The sequence below is a fragment of the Mastigocoleus testarum BC008 genome, from assembly GCF_001456025.1.
GTDB lineage: Bacteria > Cyanobacteriota > Cyanobacteriia > Cyanobacteriales > Nostocaceae > Mastigocoleus > Mastigocoleus testarum.
The window spans coordinates 1-19,584 of record NZ_LMTZ01000049.1 but is presented as its reverse complement, the minus strand read 5'-3'; the positions used below and the strand labels follow the sequence as shown (position 1 = coordinate 19,584).

At 37.2% G+C, this 19,584-nt stretch carries 15 protein-coding genes and 1 pseudogene; 8 read left to right on the top strand and 8 right to left on the bottom strand.

Translation table 11 applies throughout. The features are described from left to right. Positions 1–52 precede the first annotated feature (52 nt). Complete coding sequence (locus BC008_RS09305) at positions 53–358, top strand: hypothetical protein (protein ID WP_027845178.1); 306 nt, start codon at positions 53–55, stop codon at positions 356–358. 581 nt (positions 359–939) lie between these two features. Continuing rightward, positions 940–4,884: a hypothetical protein gene (locus BC008_RS09300; RefSeq protein ID WP_027845179.1), complete on the top strand. Its 3,945-nt coding sequence runs from the start codon at positions 940–942 to the stop codon at positions 4,882–4,884. Positions 4,885–5,329: 445 nt separating this feature from the next. Here the strand turns inward: BC008_RS09300 and BC008_RS46225 are convergent, their stop codons facing one another. The 3 genes from BC008_RS46225 to BC008_RS09295 form a co-directional block, all read right to left on the bottom strand. Then, positions 5,330–5,557, bottom strand: coding sequence for a hypothetical protein (locus BC008_RS46225; protein ID WP_072207707.1), 228 nt, complete (start codon positions 5,555–5,557; stop codon positions 5,330–5,332). A gap of 204 nt (positions 5,558–5,761) precedes the next feature. Then, positions 5,762–5,950: a hypothetical protein gene (locus tag BC008_RS49365; RefSeq protein ID WP_161938096.1), complete on the bottom strand. Its 189-nt coding sequence runs from the start codon at positions 5,948–5,950 to the stop codon at positions 5,762–5,764. A 282-nt stretch (positions 5,951–6,232) separates the two neighbouring features. Next, a complete protein-coding gene (locus BC008_RS09295) occupies positions 6,233–6,634 on the bottom strand; it encodes a hypothetical protein (protein WP_027845180.1) in 402 nt (133 codons plus the stop codon). A 521-nt stretch (positions 6,635–7,155) separates the two neighbouring features. Here BC008_RS09295 and BC008_RS09290 point away from each other — a divergent pair. Next, complete coding sequence (locus BC008_RS09290; RefSeq protein ID WP_027845181.1) at positions 7,156–10,812, top strand: WD40 domain-containing protein; 3,657 nt, start codon at positions 7,156–7,158, stop codon at positions 10,810–10,812. A 45-nt stretch (positions 10,813–10,857) separates the two neighbouring features. On the opposite strand, the gene BC008_RS09285 is transcribed toward BC008_RS09290, so the two are convergent. Further along, positions 10,858–11,364 carry a DUF1622 domain-containing protein gene (locus BC008_RS09285; RefSeq protein WP_235595836.1) on the bottom strand — a complete coding sequence of 169 codons (507 nt, stop codon included), beginning with the start codon at positions 11,362–11,364 and terminating at the stop codon, positions 10,858–10,860. 546 nt (positions 11,365–11,910) lie between these two features. On the opposite strand from BC008_RS09285, the pseudogene BC008_RS46220 reads away from it, so the two are divergent. Next, positions 11,911–12,030, top strand: a pseudogene (locus tag BC008_RS46220) (LuxR C-terminal-related transcriptional regulator); the annotation flags it as partial. A 120-nt stretch (positions 12,031–12,150) separates the two neighbouring features. On the opposite strand, the gene BC008_RS09280 reads toward BC008_RS46220, so the two are convergent. Then, the gene (locus BC008_RS09280; protein WP_027845892.1) at positions 12,151–13,875 is read right to left on the bottom strand and encodes a cation:proton antiporter; all 1,725 of its coding nucleotides are present in this window, start codon (positions 13,873–13,875) and stop codon (positions 12,151–12,153) included. Between the two features lie 427 nt (positions 13,876–14,302). Next, positions 14,303–14,983, bottom strand: a complete 681-nt coding sequence (locus BC008_RS09275; RefSeq protein ID WP_027845891.1) for an NADPH-dependent F420 reductase — start codon at positions 14,981–14,983, stop codon at positions 14,303–14,305. A gap of 116 nt (positions 14,984–15,099) precedes the next feature. Here BC008_RS09275 and BC008_RS09270 point away from each other — a divergent pair, with 116 nt between their 5' ends. Both BC008_RS09270 and BC008_RS09265 read left to right on the top strand, forming a co-directional pair. Beyond that, entirely contained in the window at positions 15,100–15,681 is a 582-nt protein-coding gene (locus tag BC008_RS09270; protein WP_036267703.1) for a TetR/AcrR family transcriptional regulator, read from the top strand. Positions 15,682–15,999: 318 nt separating this feature from the next. Continuing rightward, on the top strand, positions 16,000–16,779 hold the full coding sequence (locus BC008_RS09265) for a hypothetical protein (protein WP_027845890.1): 780 nt from the start codon (positions 16,000–16,002) through the stop codon (positions 16,777–16,779). On the opposite strand, the gene BC008_RS49360 is transcribed toward BC008_RS09265, so the two are convergent. Both BC008_RS49360 and BC008_RS51230 read right to left on the bottom strand, forming a co-directional pair. Next, positions 16,768–16,914, bottom strand: coding sequence for a hypothetical protein (locus BC008_RS49360; RefSeq protein WP_161938095.1), 147 nt, complete (start codon positions 16,912–16,914; stop codon positions 16,768–16,770). The two genes, BC008_RS09265 and BC008_RS49360, sit on opposite strands and share 12 nt — an antisense overlap. Positions 16,915–17,136: 222 nt before the next feature. After that, positions 17,137–17,274, bottom strand: coding sequence for a hypothetical protein (locus BC008_RS51230; protein ID WP_235595837.1), 138 nt, complete (start codon positions 17,272–17,274; stop codon positions 17,137–17,139). Here BC008_RS51230 and msrB point away from each other — a divergent pair. Together msrB and BC008_RS09255 are read left to right on the top strand one after the other, a co-directional pair. Further along, a complete protein-coding gene (gene msrB / locus BC008_RS09260) occupies positions 17,273–17,689 on the top strand; it encodes a peptide-methionine (R)-S-oxide reductase MsrB (RefSeq protein WP_027845889.1) in 417 nt (138 codons plus the stop codon). The genes BC008_RS51230 and msrB overlap by 2 nt on opposite strands. A 205-nt stretch (positions 17,690–17,894) precedes the next feature. Continuing rightward, positions 17,895–19,472 carry a GMC family oxidoreductase gene (locus BC008_RS09255; protein WP_027845888.1) on the top strand — a complete coding sequence of 526 codons (1,578 nt, stop codon included), beginning with the start codon at positions 17,895–17,897 and terminating at the stop codon, positions 19,470–19,472. The last annotated feature ends 112 nt before the right edge of the window (positions 19,473–19,584 follow it).

Here is a 19,584-nt window from a genome sequence, read left to right as displayed (position 1 = left end):
CCTTTAATTATTAAATTGCTTGAAAAGCTATAGTGCTTATTTTGCATAGCTTGTGGCTTTTCTTAGTGCCATTCGCTTATTAATCTTTAAGAATAATTGGATCGGGATTTATTCTCAGTACGAACCATTTGCAGAACTAGTTAAAGAGAAAAATGCTGACTTAGCAACAAAAGTAGAGCAAACTTATCAAGCTTGTTTGAAAACAGTAGAGCCATTTTTTACTCAAGGACAAGTTGCTGCTAAACCTTACAGCACATTGAATGCTCAACAGAGAGGCGCAATTGTAGAAGCTAGTTATCAATTCCGTAATGCTCTAATCGAAGCTCGGGATGCTTTAAGTATCGGAGAAGCTTCTTAATCATCCGCCGAACAAGTATTTAGATATTTATACTTAAGATAGACAAAAAGCCTTAATTCCCTAATTAACGTAGTTTGCTCATTACAAGTTTGTCAGATTTTGTCCCCCTAACCCTCCCTTCAAGTACTGCTTCAAATGGGGAAAATAACCAAAATCCCCTTAATAAAGAGGTGTTTGGGGGGATTTCATGATTTTTGCGTTCTCTGTTGCTGGAATTCTTTTTTTGCAAAAATAGAGTGAATTTATACTTAGCCAGGGAATTTAATGTAAAAAATATTCACACTTCTTAATTTTTATTTTGACTCCGATCTCAGCAAAAAGTCAGACCCATGTTGGTACTCTTCACAATCCAAAATAAAAATAGAGTTATTAACCGTGTTTAGGTTATTTCAGTATTTTATTCCATAAAAATTTTATTGTTGTTTCTATAATTATTAGTGACAATATTTTTTTCATAAATTCCTTGAAACTAAATAAATTTAAGTATAAATACAGACAAAAAAACAACTGTCACAGATAAAGTCAAAAAATACTGTCATCATAGAGATGATATTAATGTAAAGTATTCGGGATGCATAAAAATGCGATCGCAATTTGAGCGTCCAAATAGTCCAAATAATCTAGAAATTATACTGCCCAGGAATCATCCTGAGTTGCTATCGGGGCTTGATAGTTTATTAAAATTAGGTTTGATATCCGATTCTCAAGTCAAACATATATGTCGAGAGTTTTTGGTATGTCAAGCAATATTACGAACTCAAAACCAAAAAACATCAGACAAGTCAGTAAAAGTTTCTCAAACTCTAGCAACTAAGGCTCACAGCGACCCCACAGAAGCATCACAAAGTTTAGCAGCACCTAATATATTTGCAGCAATGTTGCAATCTTTACTGGCAGAACTCAGCGTTCGTTGGTTGCTATTTTTGGGAATGTTTCTAGTAGTTATCTCTTCTGGAGTACTTGCTGCAAGTCAGTGGGGTAAATTTCCAGCATCTGGACAGTATGGAGTGTTATGGGCTTACACCTTGACTTTTTGGGGCGCAAGTTTTTGGGCTGGAAGACAGCCAAATCTTCGCTTAACTGCAGGGACATTACTTACTATTACCTTGTTGTTAATACCAATAAACTTTTGGGCAATAGATAGTTTTGGTTTATGGAATAATCCTTTAGAGTGGACTGTAATTGCGATCGCCGCTATATCTCTAACAATTATTACCAATTTACTTTGCAATCATCGTCTATTTGCGGGACATTTACCTGTAGGAAAATTATATTTGGTAAATGTTCTGGCTTTAAGCTATTTACATTGGGGTTGGAAAATTCCTGGGATACCTTTAATAGCTGTTTATATTGCCACAATTGGAACGACTATAGCTACTATTATTCAAGCTTTTAACCGAAAAATATTCATACCCTTGCAAGCCGAAGACAAAAAATCTTTTTTGGGTATGGGTCTAATCGTTGCGGTAGTAATTTACAGTTTACTGGTACTTTTAGCAAGAGCCATCTTTGTTGTTCGTATCGATCCTACACAGCTAGGTTTAGCAATTGGTATTTGTGGTTGGTTAATTAATTGGTTAACACTTCGTCCTCAAACCAAAGTAAATAAATCTTCTACACTTCCTACCCTTAATATTTCGTGGCAATTAATTGGTAGTACTTTGTTAATAGGGAGTTGGTTGCTGACAGTTACAAATCAACCCCAACAGGCGATCGCCATCAGTGGATTGGGATTATGGTTATTTAATCGGCGTTTACGAATATACAGTTTAAAATTTGACCTTGGAGCAATTTTTATAATTGGCTTGCAAACAGTTTGGTTGGGTTGGCGATTAATCCCTGCAGAATTACAAACGACTCTTATTTCTACTGCGACTCAAATTACCAGTTCTATTTCCCAACCTTGGAGTTTACTTAGTGTCACCCTGTTTCCTTACATAATTTTCATGGTGGCATTTGCAAATAGATTATACAAACGTGAAAAATTAGAATTAGCAGAATTTGGCGAACAATTAACCTTTAATTTGGGTGTAGTACTAACTATTACTTCAATATTAAATCCAACTCTACGCTTTCTGAATTTACTTTTATCCAGTATTACTTTAGGAGTTGTTACTTGCAAGCACAGCTTCAGGTCTAAACAGAACAAACAAAACCACAGAACAAATAAAAAAAATATTAATCTTGTTTATTTAACCCATATTACTGGAATACTCGCACTGAGCGCCGGAATAAATTTGTTTCTACCCAATCTAAGTAAGGAATATTGGGTTGTTATTTTATTAGTTTTGATGGTTGCAGAGTGGTTTTGTAGTATTGGTGAAGGAATATGGCGACGTAGTGCGTGGTATGTTGGTTTAGGGCTAGCTGCAGAAAGTTTTGTACTTTTATCGGTTGATATATTAGCTCAATGGTATGGATTGGAAGTAAATAGTGGGAATTGGGGATTAATTTGGCTGGTAACACCAATTGCACTCACAATAAATGCTACTCGCTACAACAAACTGGGTCATAATGATTCGGAACGCAATACAAATGCTTTACTGGGAACGATCGCTTTATTTGTGGCACAGTTATTAACTTTACCATTGCATGGTACGAGATTAGTAGGTTTGGGAGTTGGTGTTGGGTTGATGTTTATCAACACTAACTATCTAAGAAAGAAAAAATTTGCAGTAATTACAGTTGGCTTTATTCTCGCTTCTTTTGCAAGTATGTTGTGGGAGATTCTAGCTAAATCTAAATCTTTAGTAGAAGCTTGGTTTTTAGCGGGAGCATTAATTATTCTGTGTTTGTGGGTTGTTCGCCGATTGCTAGCCAGTCAGGAAAATCATTTAGCAGCAATATATACTGATGCTACTGACAAGTGGGGAATGGTGTTGTGCGGTACGGAAATATTTTTACTTTGTATTCACACCCTGTTGGTTTATCTGGGACAAACAGAAACAAAATTCATGTATCCATTTGCAATTGCAATAAATATGGGTGCGTTAGCATTTCGTAGTTGGGATGCACCTAGCAATTGGACATTTTATGGTATTGCTTGGTCTTTGGAATTATTTATTGCGCAAATATTAGGATTTGGGGAAACATCGCTCGTCAAAATTACAGTTGCAAATATAGCCCTTGGTTTAATAATCCAACTATTTGGAGAATGGTGGAGACAAAAACATCAATTACGAACACTTCCGCAACGCTGGCATATCCTACCACTAGTGTATGGCTCATTTGGACTTTTACTGCGCTATCAAACCTTTGAGAATTGGACTGGTTTATCTTCATTAGCCGTAGCTTTAATCTTCATCGGTGTGGGACGACGCACTCAAAAATTAAAACCATTACTTTACCTGGGAATTATTGGTGTATCCCTAGCAGGATATGAATTATTGCTCTACCAAATATCACAAGCTTCAGGGGAAGCTTATGGCGATGCTTTGATTGCGATGTCTGCACTCGGTACTACAATTATGTATGGCTACCGAGTTTTATCACCTTGGCTAAAGAATTATTTATGTTTAACATTAGTTGAATTACAAACCATATCCCATTTTCATTGGGCTTGGAGTAGTTTTTTACTCATATCATCACTATCGGCTCCTATTGAACAACAAATGCTAGGATTTGGGGTTGGTGTATTTTTAGTTAGGTATGCAATTTTTCAAGGTCGAATAGATCCTAATTCTCAACCTATTTGGAATAATATTAAAGGAGAGGAAATTTGGGTTTATTTGGGTTTCTTACAAGCAGGCTTCATTAGTATTTTCTTATGGAATACACCGATAGGAAAAATATTTAATGGCATTTTAATTCCTTGGCAAGCAGCAATTTTTTGTCTGTTAGCTTACTTTGTTTATATATTACCTTGGGAAAATTGGGGCTGGTCAAAAAAACCTTGGAAAAATTTAGCATATGTTCTGCCACTAATTATCATATATTTAACCAAATTTGATATTTCTCCCGTAACTTTGTTAATAGTGGCTAGTTACTATATTTTTCTCACAATAATAAAAGTTAATTTCCGTATCAGCTATGTCAGTCTTGTATTAGTTAATTGGGCAATATGGCGTTTGTTCTTAACTTTAAATTTTGTGGACCCTTTATGGTATGTTAGTTTAATTGGTTTTTCGTTGTTATATATTGCCCAATTCGACCCCCAATTACAAAAGATAGAATCTAAAGAAAAGAAACATTATTTAAGATTATTAGGAACGTGTATAGTTTGTGGGTGGGCTGCTATTTTCAATCAAAATGTAGCATTCATTCCGGGAATTTTAAGTATAGTTGCAATATTTGCTGGATTAGCTTTGCGAGTTCGGGCTTTTCTTTATGTTGGTACGACTACATTCTTGATGACAACTATTTATCAATTTGTAGTTTTAATTTATAACTATCCATTTACTAAATGGGTAATTGGTTTATTTATTGGTATTATATTAATTTTAATTGCTGCTAATTTTGAAAATCATCGGAATAAAATTAGTAGTTTAATTCGTAACACAAGCGATGAGTTTAAAGAATGGAATTAGCAAATAGAATAGTCTATCTCATTTGAGACATCAAACCTATTTATAATTTAGATGACTGTAAATAGATAACTATAAATTTTGTTGGTTTATTAACCAGTACCGTTGCGCGGAAGTTAAAACAGACCGCGCCCTTTGGGTATTAACGCAGGGGACGTTAACACAGTAAAAGTACTGTTTTTTCTAGCTTTGACCTTTGATAAACGGGTGCTTTATTTCCGCCGCAATTACTAGGTTATTAATGTACCCAATACAAATAAGTTACCTGAGAATAAAATGGTAGGAAGTGAGTAATAATGATTTATAAAGTTAATTTTATTACCCTACCATCTTATTAAGGATACCTTATATGTAGATTACACCCAAAAATATTGAGGTAGTAAAAATGTGAGAAACTATTTATTGCAATGAACTAAATTTAACCGATAAACTCGAGCTATTAATGTTTTTAACGCAGGGACTCAACTACCATAGTTGTAGCTATTAAACAAAGTAGAATAATTCCCAAGCGACAAATCCAATCAAATACTATTGGCAACAGTGTGGCAGCCAAATCTAATCTATCAAAAACCACAGACATTACATAAGCAATTGTCAGACCGAATAATGCTAACGAAAAGAATTTAATGAAATGAGAAACAAATCTAAATAAATAGCTGTGTTGATTTTTATTCATAGCTCTATGCTCACAATGAATACTTGGATTTATCTTTTTGCACCGTAAAACTATTGCTGATACATCACCTCCACATAGTTACTTTTTGAAAAAGTAGAAGTTGGTAAACTTGATGCAATCGATGACTTTGCTAACTACAACTCACTCGTACTGATATTTTTCGAGCACACTAATCATTAGAAGATACTTTTATTCAGTTCGGGCTTATTTTGAATATTTTCTGTGGGGGCTATAAGCCCCTTGATTTGGGAAAATATTTGCTAATCGCTGTAGATTAATCGTAGGCGTGTTTTCATTTCTATTCATTTTTTTGAGGTCAACAGATTTAACATAACTAACAATGAGGATTGCAATTGTTGTCAAAACCATTACTAGTAGATCGTTATTTCTCATGGCACTATCCTTACGTTAAAAAAGTCACTAAAAAAACCGGGAAGTGATTAGTTCGCTTCACCGGCTCGTCAACTTCTCGTTTGATCAAAAGCCAAATTTCTCAAAGTGTCTCAAAAATTAGTTGTAGATATTCTATTGTCTGCGCAAAATTGCTTTGTTTTTCGTTGGAAGATTGTTCACCAATTCATCATGCCTATGATTTTAGTTTATGGGGTGGGTCAATAAATTTTTTCAAACCCTTGCAGAAATCTGATAAAGAGTTACGAACTACGAGTTAGTACTTTACCCTTGTACTTTTCCTTTATCGGATTGTTTCCAAGCAATCCAATTTTCCAAAATATTATCGTACATAATTTGAACTTCCTCGATTTCCTGACGATTCAAACGGTAACGATGACTAATATGTCCAGAAAACTGAATTGCTATTTGATAGTTCTCCTTTTTACTGCGAGTCATGAACTCGCCGTGTCCAGTTAACAAGACAGATTCCATCAATAATACAGTCATGTGAGAAAAAGCAGGATGTAACTCGAACAAGCATGATTCCTGCGGAGAAATACCTTGTCTTTTCTTCTTTTGTAACTTGAATACAGATGATGGTTTCACAGATACATCTCCTACATCCAAATACATTTTCATACCATTAGAATTGCTAAAAAATTCAGAAAATGGTGAGAAGGTCATAATTGATTTCTCCGATAGCTTGCTATTGTCTCGATTAGCAGCGATCGCTACAATTGGTAATGTACAGATAAGAACTATATCAGCCCAAAAGCGTAAAGCTACTTTTAACTACCTCTCTCACACCAAGCTCACGTACAGATAACATACTTATAAAATAGTACACATTGATATGAATTGCAAGTATAAAAATAAAATTTCTTGATAGGTCCTATTGGTTCGTGTAAATTATTTTATCTTTATGTCCCAGTTTTTTTCTCACATTACTATAATAAAAGCATTACTTTATACTGGAAAATATGAAATATGATAAAAAACTAACAATTAAGAGAGAGATTTAATAATCAAATATCAAGTTTATAAAGCCTTTTAAGAGAGTTTCTGCCAACTAGAAATTTTAGTTAAAAAAAACACCTAAAAAATTGAATACCGTGAAGTGAGATACATACTATTTTAGAATTTTTTTAGTCATGCTATAAGGTGTTATCTCACATATTGATATATTGTGTGGAGCTAGTATGAAAATGATGAGCGCTGCCGATATGTCCCAACTGCCAGAAAATTTCATTACGGAGCTAGCAGCGAGGAATGGTGTGACGAACACTGAATTACGTGCTCTACTGCTGGCATTAGAAGATAATTTAGGTTCTGAAATTGCTGACAAATTGGGAATATCCCAGTCAGCGGTACGAAAAAGACTAGGAGAGTGCTACCGTAAGTTTAATATTGAAGGTAGCAGCAACAAAAAACTGCATAACCTTAAACAAAGGCTATTAACTTCATACCAAGAGCAAACGAGTCAAGCAGATAAACGTTTAATTCGTGAAGACTGGGGTGAGGCAGTTGACGTCGCGGATTTTCGGGGTCGAGATGAAGAGCTTTTAGAGTTAGAGCAGTGGATTGAGGGTGTTGATTCTCCACGCTGTCGATTGGTGGCGATATTGGGAATTGGAGGAATAGGTAAAACAGTTTTAGCAGCACGAATTTCCAGAAAAGTACAGGGAAGTTTTCAACACTTAATTTGGCGCTCGCTCCGTAATGCTCCATCTTTGGGAGATATTCTCACTCAGTTATTACGTTTTTTACCCCATGATGCAGAACTCGATTTACCAAACGACGATAATACCAAGATACTGCGTCTAATTGATACCTTACAAAAACACCGTTGTTTAGTAATTTTAGATAACGTCGAATCTGTATTACGTAGTGGTGAGGGTAAAGCCCTCGAGCGAGCAGGAGAGTATCAACCAGGGTATGAGAAATATGGCGATCTATTTAAAAAGGTAGCAGAAAGTGCCCACGAAAGTTGTCTGTTATTAACTAGCCGGGAAAAACCCAAAGAAGTAGCAGCACTGGAAGGGAAAAATCTCCCAGTCAAAGTATCGCAACTAAGGGGATTAGACATAGAAGAAGCAAAAGCTATTCTTCAAGATAAAGGATGTTCTTGTTCCGACAGTCAATTACGTGAATTACTGATAAGATACTCCGGTAATCCATTAGCTTTGAAGATAGTTTCTACCACAATCTATGATTTATTTAGTAATAACGTCACGGAATTTCTCAATCAAATTCAGCAACAAACTGCAGTTTATGGAGACATTCGCGCCGTTTTAGATAAACAATTTAATCGTTTATCAGAATTAGAAAAACAATTGATGTACTGGTTAGCAGTTCATCGGGAATATGTTTCTTTAAGGGAACTGCAACAAGATTTAATTCGTTCAGAACCAGCGATTAGAATATTAGAAGCAGTTGAATCACTGTTGCGGCGATCGCTAATTGAGAAAGAAAAAGATCGCAGTGGTTTTCGACAGCAATCTGTAGTGATGGAATACGTCACACAAAAGTTGATAGAACAAGCCACGGAAGATATTAGCCAAGGGAATTCAATAGAATTTATTAATACCTATCCCTTAATGAAAGCGCGTTCCCTCGATTATATTCATAAAACCCAAGAGCGTCTGATTCTAGAACCAGTAAAACAAAAGTTAAACAACATCTTTGGTGTGGGGGGACTGGAATCTCATTTGCGGCGAATGCTCAACAATTTACAAGAGGAGTCTTTGCGAAAAAAGGGTTATGCTGCAGGTAACTTAATTAATTTACTGCGCCAATTACAAATAGAAAAATCTCCAAAAGATTTAAGTGGGCGCGATTTTTCAGATTTAACTATCTGGCAAGCTTATCTGGAAGATGTTAACCTGCAGCGTACCAGCTTTAATAATGCTGACCTTACAGGTTCAGTATTTTCTGAAACAATGTCTAGCTTAGTATCAGTTAAGTTCAGCCCTGATGGAGAATACTTTGCTACAGGTTTGATCAATGGAGAGCTTCGTTTATGGCGAACTTCTGATACTAAGCAATTACGTATATATAAAGGTCATAATACCTGGGCTTGGGCTTTTGCTTTTAGCCCCGATTGTCAAATCATTGCTACCGGTAGTGCAGATTATACTATTAAAATATGGGATGTTCGTACGGGTGAGTGTCTGAGAACACTTCAAGAACATACAAATAAAATTTACTCAGTAGCATTCAGTGCAGATGGTGGAATTTTGGCGAGTGCTAGCGAAGATCAAACTATTAGATTATGGAACGTTAACACTGGTAAATGTCTCAAAACCCTTCAGGGTCATACTGATTGGGTATGGTCAGTAACATTTAATCCTAAAGATTCTAGGATTCTTGCTAGTGCTAGTTATGATGGCAGCGTTAAACTTTGGGATGTCAATACAGGAAAATTCTTCAAAAGCTTAACGGCACATAGCAAAGGTGCTTTGTCTGTTTCTTTTAGCCCATCTGGGGAATTTTTAGCAAGTAGTGGCAAAGACAAGACAGTTAAATTATGGAATATCCATACGGGTGAATGTCAACTCACATTTGAGGGACACGCAAAACAAGTTTATTCAGTACGATTTAGCCCAGACCCAGACAGCAAAATTATTGCTAGTTGCAGCGAAGATCGGACAATTAAACTATGGGATGCCAATACCGGGGAATGTTTGTTTAATTTGGTGGGACATGAAAGCCAAGTATGGGCGATCGCTTTTAACCCTGATGGACGCACCCTGTTAAGTTGCAGTGACGATCAAACTATCAGGCTTTGGGATGTAGGAGCAGGAATATGTTTAAATGTGCTGCAGGGCTATACTCGTGACGTTTATTCAGTAGCTTTTAGTCCCCTTCTGCCAGACAATAAAATTATTCTTGCTAGTGGTCGCGACGATCGCAGTATTGGCTTATGGGATTTAAGTACCTACGAACATCACTCTCTGATTGGACATCAAGGACGAATTCGTTCTGTGGCATTTAGTCCTGATGGGCAAATTCTTGCTAGCAGTAGTGCAGACAACACCGTAAAGCTTTGGGATATTAGAGATACTGATAATAGTACTTGTATTCAAACCCTTTCAGGACACAGTAACTGGGTATGGAAAGTTATCTTCAGCCCAGATGGGAAAACTGTTGTCAGTTGTGGTGAGGATAACACAATTCGAATCTGGGATATCAATACTGGTGAGTGCCTCAGGATATTAGAAGGACATACTTACTCAGTATGGGCGGTTGCTTTTAGTCCTGATGGACTTACCCTTGCCAGTGGTAGTGCCGATACTACAATAAAAATATGGGATATTCACACAGGAGAATGTATCAGAACTTTAACAGACCACAAAAATTTTGTTTGGTCAGTGGCGTTTAGTCCTGATGGAAAAATTCTGGCAAGTGGTAGCGAAGACAACACTATCAAAATTTGGAATTTTAATACGGGGGAATGTTTGTATACCCTGGAGGGACACACAAAACAAATTTACTCAGTAAAATTCAGACCTGTTTGTACGGAATCCTCTCATAAAATTGACAACCTTCTTGCTAGTGGTAGTGGTGACATGACTGTGAAGTTATGGGATGTAGATCGCGGGGTTTGTCAAGACACACTTAAACATGGGCACACAGCACCAATCCGATCGGTTAGTTTTAGTGTTGATGGTAATTTACTTGCCAGTGGTAGTGAAGATGAAAATATTCAACTTTGGGATGTGCGAAATTGTAGCCGATTGAGGCAACTAAAGTCCAAGCGTTTTTATGAGGGTATGGAAATTACAGGTATTACTGGTTTGACAGATGCTGAAAAAGCGTCTCTGAAAGCTTTGGGTGCAGTAGAGAAAATTGAACAATCATAATTATTGTTTTGGTTTTAAATATCGGTAATAGGTAATTGATAACTGTTAACTGTTAACTGATGACTGTTCTGTTAAAGTTTTTGATTTTTTCTCTTCTAATTCGTGAACTTCTTTTTGCAAGAAAAAATTGAGGAAAGTTCTTATTCCCGAGATTGCTGCAAGTTTTCCCAATGCATCCCAACTAGGTGATACAGCAGTTGCTGCAATATCTGCTGCTAAAAGAAACTCTAAAGACACAGCTAAAGACATTCCTAATTTGAGACGGAGTGATAATAAAGCTTTTTGACGATCAGTATGTTTGAGAAGTGATGGTAGCTTCTGGATACTTCTCAAAATTCCCCAAGCAAGAATCAACAGAGCAATACATTCAATACCGATTTTGAGCAAAAATGCCATCTGCAGTAAAATACCTTCGGCAAAATGATTAAAATTTTCAATATTTCCTGAATGAGTCTTTTCTGTCGCAGTAGCAATAGCATACCAAGATTTTTCTAAGGCTAGTCTTTGGATCGGATTAATTCCAAAAGTAAACACAGAGACCAATATTGACATGACTATAACTTTAATAATTCATATTAAATGCAGCTTATTTTACCTTGTTATAGTTGTTACGCTAATATTTTTTTGACTTTGCATATATTCCCCACTTTTTAGTAAACCAGATACGGTACCTAAGGCATAGGCACCTGCACCTATTCTGTTAGTCACAAATCACCCACGCGATTCTGCAATATTCAGGTTTCCACAAATTTCTCACCCAAATTCAATGTTTATCAGGACTTACGCAAAATAAACGTAATNGCGGAAGCGTACCGTAGGTATTGCGTTTCCTTTAGGAAAAGCGACAGCGACGTATATGTCCTGCGGACACGCTATAGCTGCGCTACCTTGCGGATCCGCTAACGCCAAAATCCGTGAGATTGCTATCTCCTAAACGGAGACGCTCCGCTAACCCTGCACTACGTTCCGGTCGCAATGATAAATCTATGTCCTGCGGACACGCTATAGCTGCGCTACCTTGCGGATCCGCTATCGCTGCGTAAGTCCTGTTTATATACACCCGTTATGTCTGCAGTTGAGTAATAATTTTCTAAAAAGCTTTCTATTACTGAGGGAACAGTTAAATTTCACGTCAATAATATTCTTAGTAAATTACAGGTTAATGACAGAACTCAGGCTGTAATTACTGCATTGAAACGAGGAATAGCTAATCTTTGATGAATGCAAATAAAATGAATTAATTGATAATACATTAAAGGCTTGCTGAAAAAAGAGCTACAGAGATATATAAGTACACTAAATAACAGAAATTAAACAAAACAGTTGGAGATTGAAGCATTAGATTTTTTGCGGTCGAATACTCACATATCGGTCAGCCCGGATATTATAAATCAAATTACGAACGTGACTTTCCGATTCACCCAAAGTTATTAATAAATGTCTTCCTACTTCCAGAGCTGCTTCAAATTCAGGTTGTACCACTTCCTTCGCACCCATGTTAGTTAGAAGATCGATTTCCTGATCGGTGTGCGATCGCGCAATGACTTCTAATCCTGGAGAAATCAAAAAAGCGCGTTTTAAGAGTAAACGGGTACTTGCGGGATCAGGTAAAGCAACAACTAAGGCTTTTGCAGTTGCTAAATGTGCTTTTTCCAAAACTAGTTCCGAATCAGCATCGCCAAAAATATAGGGTACTTGGTGATTCCTAAGGTTTTGAATAGCAGCTTCACTGTTATCGATTACCAGAACTGGATACCCCTGACCTTGTAGAATATTGACAATTACTTGTCCTACTCTACCGTAACCAGCTACCACCACATGAGAATTAATAGTTTCTGGGATGGAAAGAGATTTTGGTTGTTCAAAGCGTTGCAAATATTTTACTAAAAACGGTATTTGGGTTAATTTATGAGCAAGGAATGGTGCATTATTCAGCCAAATAGGAGTAAGTACCAAGGTAATTGCTGTTGTTCCCAAAAGTAAAAGATAGATATCGTTGCTAATTAGCCCTAAATCCAAACCTACAAGTTCTAAAACAAAGGAAAATTCACCAATTTGGTTGATACCAAAACTGGTAATTAGTGCTGTTTTGAGAGAATAACCAAACTTAAGAACAATTCCCAGAATAATTGCAGCTTTACCCAACATTACTAGTATGACCAATCCCAAGATGGTGCCAAAATTGTTGACGATAATACCTGGATCGATCAGCATTCCAATAGAAGCAAAAAAAAGACTTGCAAAGGTGTCTCGTAAAGGTAAAACCTTTGCTAGGGCTTGGTCTGAATATTCAATTTCCGAAAGCATTAATCCAGCAACGAATGCTCCCATCTCAATGGAGATTCCTAGATAACCTGTAAATAATGCGACACTTAAACAGAGAGCAGTTACTGCTAATAAAAATAATTCATTGTTTTCAGTTGCTGCAATACTACGAATAAAACGGGGTATGACCCAACGACTCAATACCAACGCTACTGCAACAAAAACTATAATTTTGAGCAAAGCAATACCTAATAGCGAACCCAGATTTTCTGGTTCTTTCAAAGCTGGTAAAATCGCTAACATTACACCAAGAGCCAAATCTTGAACAATTAAAATTGCCAGCATAATTTGACCATGTAATGTATTGGTCTCACCTCTTTCTGTGAGCGTTTTTAATACAACCGCAGTGGACGATAGGGATAGCACAGCCCCAAGATAAATACCTTGGGTCAGTCCAGAAGCCCAACCAAGCATTATCGTCACAAGGGTTACTAAAGTAGCAGTTAGCCCTATTTGTAATAAACTTCCTTTTATGGCGATATCTTTAATTCGTTTAAGTTCAGCCAAGGAAAATTCAACACCCAAAGCAAACAGAAGAAAAGCAACGCCAACTTCAGCCAAAGACTTAATTAAGTTGACATCGTTCAATAGCTTAAAACCAAAAGGACCAACTATAAGTCCACTTGCTAAATACCCCAGTAAAACAGGTTGACGCAAACGGTTTGCTACATATCCCCCTAATGCTGCAGATCCAAGAACAATGGTAAAATCTAGAATTAGACTGTGTTCTGCCGCCATGTTTCCGCCTTGTTTGGTAGATCGGTAATTTCACTTTAAAGAGTAACGTGACACCGAGTAAATATTTAACTGATTTCCAAGTAGAAATTAGATATTTTATATACTAATCTTTCAGTATTTTTTCGTATTTGTAGGTACTAGTACTCCACCACATAGGTTTTAAGGGGTTTGTAGTTGGGCTATGTCCTGATGGACACGCTAACGCTAATAGCGCCGGTAAAGCCTTGATATTAAAGCGCTAAAGTGCTACTACGAACCTTAATTTACCTATCTAAATTAATGTGGTGGAGTACATAGGCAGAACATACTATAGTGCTGAGCGCAAGTCAAAAGACGTCGTGCGGACACGCGATATCTATAGCGTGTCCGTAGGACAAACAGGATTCACCAATTTCCTAACCTAACTACGTAGTAGTATATATCTCATCTATTTCAAATTAGAAGCTTGTCGCCCACCAAGCCTTTGTATTTGTGCTGCGGGTAAAAAGTTAATAGAAGGTACTGCGTATCCTCCCATTTGCTGATGAATAATCAAAAATCGCTCCAAATCTGCTAGTCCTTCAATCAAACGAGCGTTGCGAAGATTTCCAGAATCAATTGGATTAAATCCAATATCCTGAACTAGTTGCACCACAACCTGCTTTGCTTCCAAGTTATCGGCTGCGATAAATACAGATACGTTATGCTCTTTTAATGGTTCGGGTGCAAGTTCAAAAACTTCCATTGGTATGGTATTAAATGCTTTGACTACAGAAGCATTTGGAACTTCTTCTGCTAATTTTTCTGCAAGAGATTTTATAATTGGTTGATATTTAAAGTCTTCTGGAATTTCAAAGTTATTCGGATCGATCAAAGTTTTACCCGTCAAAACTTCAGTCGACGTAAAGACATCTTCAGGATTGACACCCCGCACTGAGTACAACAAAACATCCCCAAACATTGCTGCTTCATCGTTGCTACCACCTTGTGTTCCTAGTTTGGCAAACTCTGCAACTGCTTTTCCCTTTTCTGCAGTTCGAGCACCAAAGAAAACTTGATGTCCTTGTTCAGCCCAAAGAATACCCAGAGAGCGACCCATATTTCCACTACCGATAATACCAATCTTCATTTTGAAATCCCTTATAAACAGACAGGTCTGTATTGAATTAATAATCTTATGGAAACAGACAGGTCTGTATTTTGTCAAGTTATAATTGAGTTTTTAGAAAAAATTAGGATCGAAACATGCCCAGAACTCAGAGTAATGCAAAAGAAAGGATTTTAGCGATCGCAGATCGGCTTTTTTATCAAGAAGGTATTCGAGCGATCGGGGTAGATACTATTATTGCTAAATCTGAAGTTGCAAAAACAACTCTGTATCGATACTTTCCGTCTAAGGATGATTTGGTTGCAGCCTATTTAGAAGAACGAAATCAGCGATTCTGGGAGTCATTTGATGAGGTAGTAAATCAGCATTCGGGTAAGCCCAAGGAGCAATTACTAGGGATTTTTGCCTGGATTGACGGTCTATTAAGCAGTGATGATAGTTATGGTTGTCCATTTTTGATAGTAGCTTCCGAATTTCCCGAGCCAGATTACCCCGGACATCAGGTAGCGATCGCTCACAAACAGAAGATGCGTGATCGGATGGAAGAGCTAGCCAGATTAATAGGTATAAAAAAAGCAAAGGAACTCAGTGCAGCATTACTGATGTTAGTTGACGGAGCATTTACAGAGCGCCGACTTTTTAATCAACACAGTAATGGAGTAAAGTTATATAAAGCTGCTGTAATGATGATTGAGGCTTATGCAAACACTCCAACGTAAATAAATAGTAAGTCCGTAACAATAATTTGCTTTTAAGTCAAATATTGAGAAGTGATTTATCAGCATTCAAGCTTGTATTACAAACTTTTAGTTAAGTAGAAAATTGTGTAGTTCCGCTTGTTAGTTTGCATGCAAGAAAATTAAGTATATTGTAGGAGATTAGCAGACTAATTAGTTACATCAAAGCTTATAAACTACTGTTGAATATCCTTTCATATGCTTTTATTATCCATTTCAAAATAATGCTCTTCCTGATAGCTGAAGTAAGTATAATTGACTAAGTATAGTTTCCAACTTTACTGATAATAGGGTTATTAAATGGTTGCAATTGAACAAAATAAAGATATGGAAGCGATCCGCAAGCTTGTTGACAAACGTCCAGAGATGTTTTTCTGGGCGATGGTTGCTGCTTTTGCTTGGTTTTTCGCAACTCCACTGATTGCACGTCTTGACAGAGAAGTTGGTTATATAGAAAAACAGCCAAAACAACGTTTTTTAAGTACTCTTAGGCTACTTTGGAATATTGTACAAGAGGGGGTAGACAGTAAAGCATTGCAACGAATGAATCAGACCCATGCACGTTCGAGCATGAGTACTGAGCAATATCCAGATGAATTTTTGATGATAGTCGCAGTGTTTGTGTGTGAAGGGATCCGCTTTTCAAATAATTTCTCATCATCTCCTGTGAGTTTAGAAGAAAAAGTTTTGTGGTTTAACTTCTGGATTAATGATGTCGGTGCAGCTATGGATATTCATAATGTTCCAAATTCTATAGAAGAACTGGAACAATGGCTAACTACTTTTAAAGAGAATCGTATTATCGAAAGTGGGGATGAAAATACCCACGTCCTAGGAAAAATATTATTCGACCTGCTTCATAACCAGGAAGTGTTGTCAGCGCCAGAGCTACATGCACCCGGTTGGCTTCCAGAAAATGGAGAACTAGCTCCTATTGTTCTTGGTGTCATGGATGAAAAAGTTCTTAAAGCTTTGGGTGTAACACCAATGATTGATTCAGAGCGCAATCTAATTCATGAAGGCTTGCGTAAGCGCTCGCTCTGCAGTCGCAGTTCAAATGCTTTAATTTCATTTAATTAGCACGTAACGATCCAAGCGATCATTATTTTTTATCAACTGCAAAATCTGGGTTAAACCAGCATATGATTTACGTGCATTTATAGCAGAATTATGGGCTGTCGCACCCCGCTTTGCTAACAGGACAGGTCGCCGCATTCTTACGGACGTTAGCGGCTAGCGATAGCGTACTGTAAGTATTGCGGGGCGTAAGCACAGCAGAAGACGGGAACCAGCATTATAACTGACTTTCAGTTTTTGAACTGTACCTCACTTAGTTACAATCCGCTATTTTTACTATAAAAAGTCTAGTAATTTCTTTTTCTTTGACACCCCCTCAAAGATATAAGTTTTATGTTTTGATACCATAAAAGAGTTAATTTATTTTAAGACCTGAGCAGCTAGTAATTTAGCAGCTAAATGCTCCAAGATGAAAAGACGATATTTTTTGGAAGTTGGTGCTGTTACAGTTTGTACCGCATCTTTATTCCCCAATCCATTTATCAGGTCAGCAATCATGACAACATCACAAAACAAATTTGAAGTTAATAAAACCGAAGCCGAATGGCGCGAAATTTTGACTCCAGAGCAATTTCGGGTTCTGCGGAAACACGGTACCGAGCGTGCTGGAACCAGTCCTCTAGACAAAAATTATGAAGCTGGTACTTATTACTGTGCTGCTTGCGAACAACCACTTTTTACATCAGAAACTAAATTTAACAGTGGTACAGGATGGCCCAGTTTTTATCAGCCCATTGAAGGTGCGATAGAAACAACTGTAGATAAAAGTTTCTTTATGACCAGGGTTGAAGTACATTGTAGTCGTTGTGGCGGTCACCTTGGTCACGTATTTAACGATGGTCCTGCACCAACAGGTCAACGTTATTGCATGAATGGTGTTTCCCTTGAGTTTAAACCTGCTGAATCCGCTTAGATTAGGTTTCTTAATTTTATATGTAGAGACGTAGCATGCTACGTCTCCATAAGAATTTGGGATAATACAAAGATGGTTTTGGATATGTCTGTTAACATCCAATTCTAATGTAAATTCTGACTGCATACCGCCATAACTGGTGGTTTTTTATTGAATCGTAGTAAATTATAGATTATCATTCCCCTGGAGAATAGAAAGGTGTATGATATATGACTACATCATTGTAGGTGCCGGTTCGGCAGGTTGTGTACTGGCAAGTCGTCTTACAGAGAATCCAAATATTAGCGTACTTCTGTTAGAAGCAGGTAAACCCGACTCAAAGCAAGAAATTCATATCCCTGCTGCTTATCCTAAATTATTTAAAAGTAAATACGATTGGAACTATTACACAGAGCCACAATTGCATATGGATAACCGCCAACTATACATTCCACGGGGGAAAGTAATTGGTGGTTCTAGTTCCATAAACGCCATGATTTATATTCGCGGACACAGTTATGACTACGATTATTGGAGTGAATTAGGAAATCAAGGATGGAGTTTTCAGGAAGTACTACCCTACTTCAAAAAAGCAGAAAATCGAAAACAGCAGGGAGATTCTGAAGATTACGGTCTCTACGGTCCACTTCATATTGCTAATTTACGTCATGTCAGCCCTTTATCTCAAGCATTTGTAGAAGCTGCTGTAGAAGTTGGAATTCCCTATAGTCAAGATTTTAACTCTTCAGAGCTAGAAGGGGTAGGAATATATAAAGTCACTCAAAAAAATGGGTCGCGATGTAGTGCAGCAGCAGCTTACTTAAAAACATGTCGTAATCGAGCTAATCTCACAATTCATACCAGTGCTCAAGTAACACGTATTTTGTTTAAAGCAAATCGAGCAATTGGCGTGGAGTATATTCATAATAGTAAAGTTACTTGTCAAACTAAAGTCAGACAAGAAGTAATTTTATCCGCTGGAGCAATTAATTCTCCTCAGATACTGATGCTTTCTGGGATTGGTTGTGCTGAGCACCTCAAAGATTTAGGAATTCTGGCGATCGCAAATTTGCCAGGGGTTGGACAAAACTTACAAGACCATTTAACTGCTGGTGTTATTTATAATTGCACGAAACCGATTTCTTTAGATAAGGCAAATACTCCAGGTAATTTATTGAAATACTTCCTTCGGAAAGTCGGTCCCATAACTTCCAATATTGCTGAAGCTGGAGGATTTGTTAAACTTAGTCCCAATTCCAAAACTCCAGACCTGCAATTTCACTTTGCACCTGCTTATTTTCAAAATCATGGTTTTAACAAAATAAAAGGGTATGCTTTCACTCTAGGTGCTACGCTATTGCATCCTCAAAGCAGGGGACATATTCGTTTACGTTGTGCAGATCCTTTAGCTTCACCCCTAATTCAGCCCAACTTTTTGAGTCGCGAAGCAGATTTACAGACCTTAATTGCTTCCGTTAGACTTTGTCGTCAAATTCTTCAAGCAAAAGCATTAGATAGATTTCGGGGTGAAGAAATGCTTCCCGGAATACAGGTCAAGCAGGATAGAGAAATAGCTGCTTATGTTCGCAAAATTGCAGAAGCTCTTTATCATCCTGTTGGAACTTGCAAAATGGGTAACGATACAATGGCGGTTGTCAACTCACAATTACAGGTGCATGGTATTGAAGGGCTAAGGGTTATAGATGCTTCAATTATGCCCAAAATTACTAGTGGAAATACGAATGCTCCTACTATTGCGATCGCAGAAAAAATTGCTAGTCTTTTAGAAACTAAAAGTTCATAAAACCATTAACTTTTGAACGCTACAACCAAATTTTTACTGATATAGCAATCGCCAGCTTAGTTAGGACGTAAGGTAAGATAGATCGAGAAGTGATTAGTCTGGACAATTCCAA

What these genes read in the sequence shown, in the direction of transcription:
- msrB (WP_027845889.1), top strand. Translation starts at nt 17,273, where the DNA reads ATGACAACATCACAAAACAAATTTGAAGTTAATAAAACCGAAGCCGAA.
- BC008_RS09265 (WP_027845890.1), top strand. Translation starts at nt 16,000, where the DNA reads ATGGTTGCAATTGAACAAAATAAAGATATGGAAGCGATCCGCAAGCTT.
- BC008_RS49365 (WP_161938096.1), bottom strand. Translation starts at nt 5,950, where the DNA reads ATGAGAAATAACGATCTACTAGTAATGGTTTTGACAACAATTGCAATC.
- BC008_RS09285 (WP_235595836.1), bottom strand. Translation starts at nt 11,364, where the DNA reads ATGTCAATATTGGTCTCTGTGTTTACTTTTGGAATTAATCCGATCCAA.
- BC008_RS09300 (WP_027845179.1), top strand. Translation starts at nt 940, where the DNA reads ATGCGATCGCAATTTGAGCGTCCAAATAGTCCAAATAATCTAGAAATT.
- BC008_RS09270 (WP_036267703.1), top strand. Translation starts at nt 15,100, where the DNA reads ATGCCCAGAACTCAGAGTAATGCAAAAGAAAGGATTTTAGCGATCGCA.
- BC008_RS46225 (WP_072207707.1), bottom strand. Translation starts at nt 5,557, where the DNA reads ATGAATAAAAATCAACACAGCTATTTATTTAGATTTGTTTCTCATTTC.
- BC008_RS51230 (WP_235595837.1), bottom strand. Translation starts at nt 17,274, where the DNA reads ATGATTGCTGACCTGATAAATGGATTGGGGAATAAAGATGCGGTACAA.
- BC008_RS09275 (WP_027845891.1), bottom strand. Translation starts at nt 14,983, where the DNA reads ATGAAGATTGGTATTATCGGTAGTGGAAATATGGGTCGCTCTCTGGGT.
- BC008_RS49360 (WP_161938095.1), bottom strand. Translation starts at nt 16,914, where the DNA reads ATGCGGCGACCTGTCCTGTTAGCAAAGCGGGGTGCGACAGCCCATAAT.
- BC008_RS09280 (WP_027845892.1), bottom strand. Translation starts at nt 13,875, where the DNA reads ATGGCGGCAGAACACAGTCTAATTCTAGATTTTACCATTGTTCTTGGA.
- BC008_RS09295 (WP_027845180.1), bottom strand. Translation starts at nt 6,634, where the DNA reads ATGACCTTCTCACCATTTTCTGAATTTTTTAGCAATTCTAATGGTATG.
- BC008_RS09290 (WP_027845181.1), top strand. Translation starts at nt 7,156, where the DNA reads ATGATGAGCGCTGCCGATATGTCCCAACTGCCAGAAAATTTCATTACG.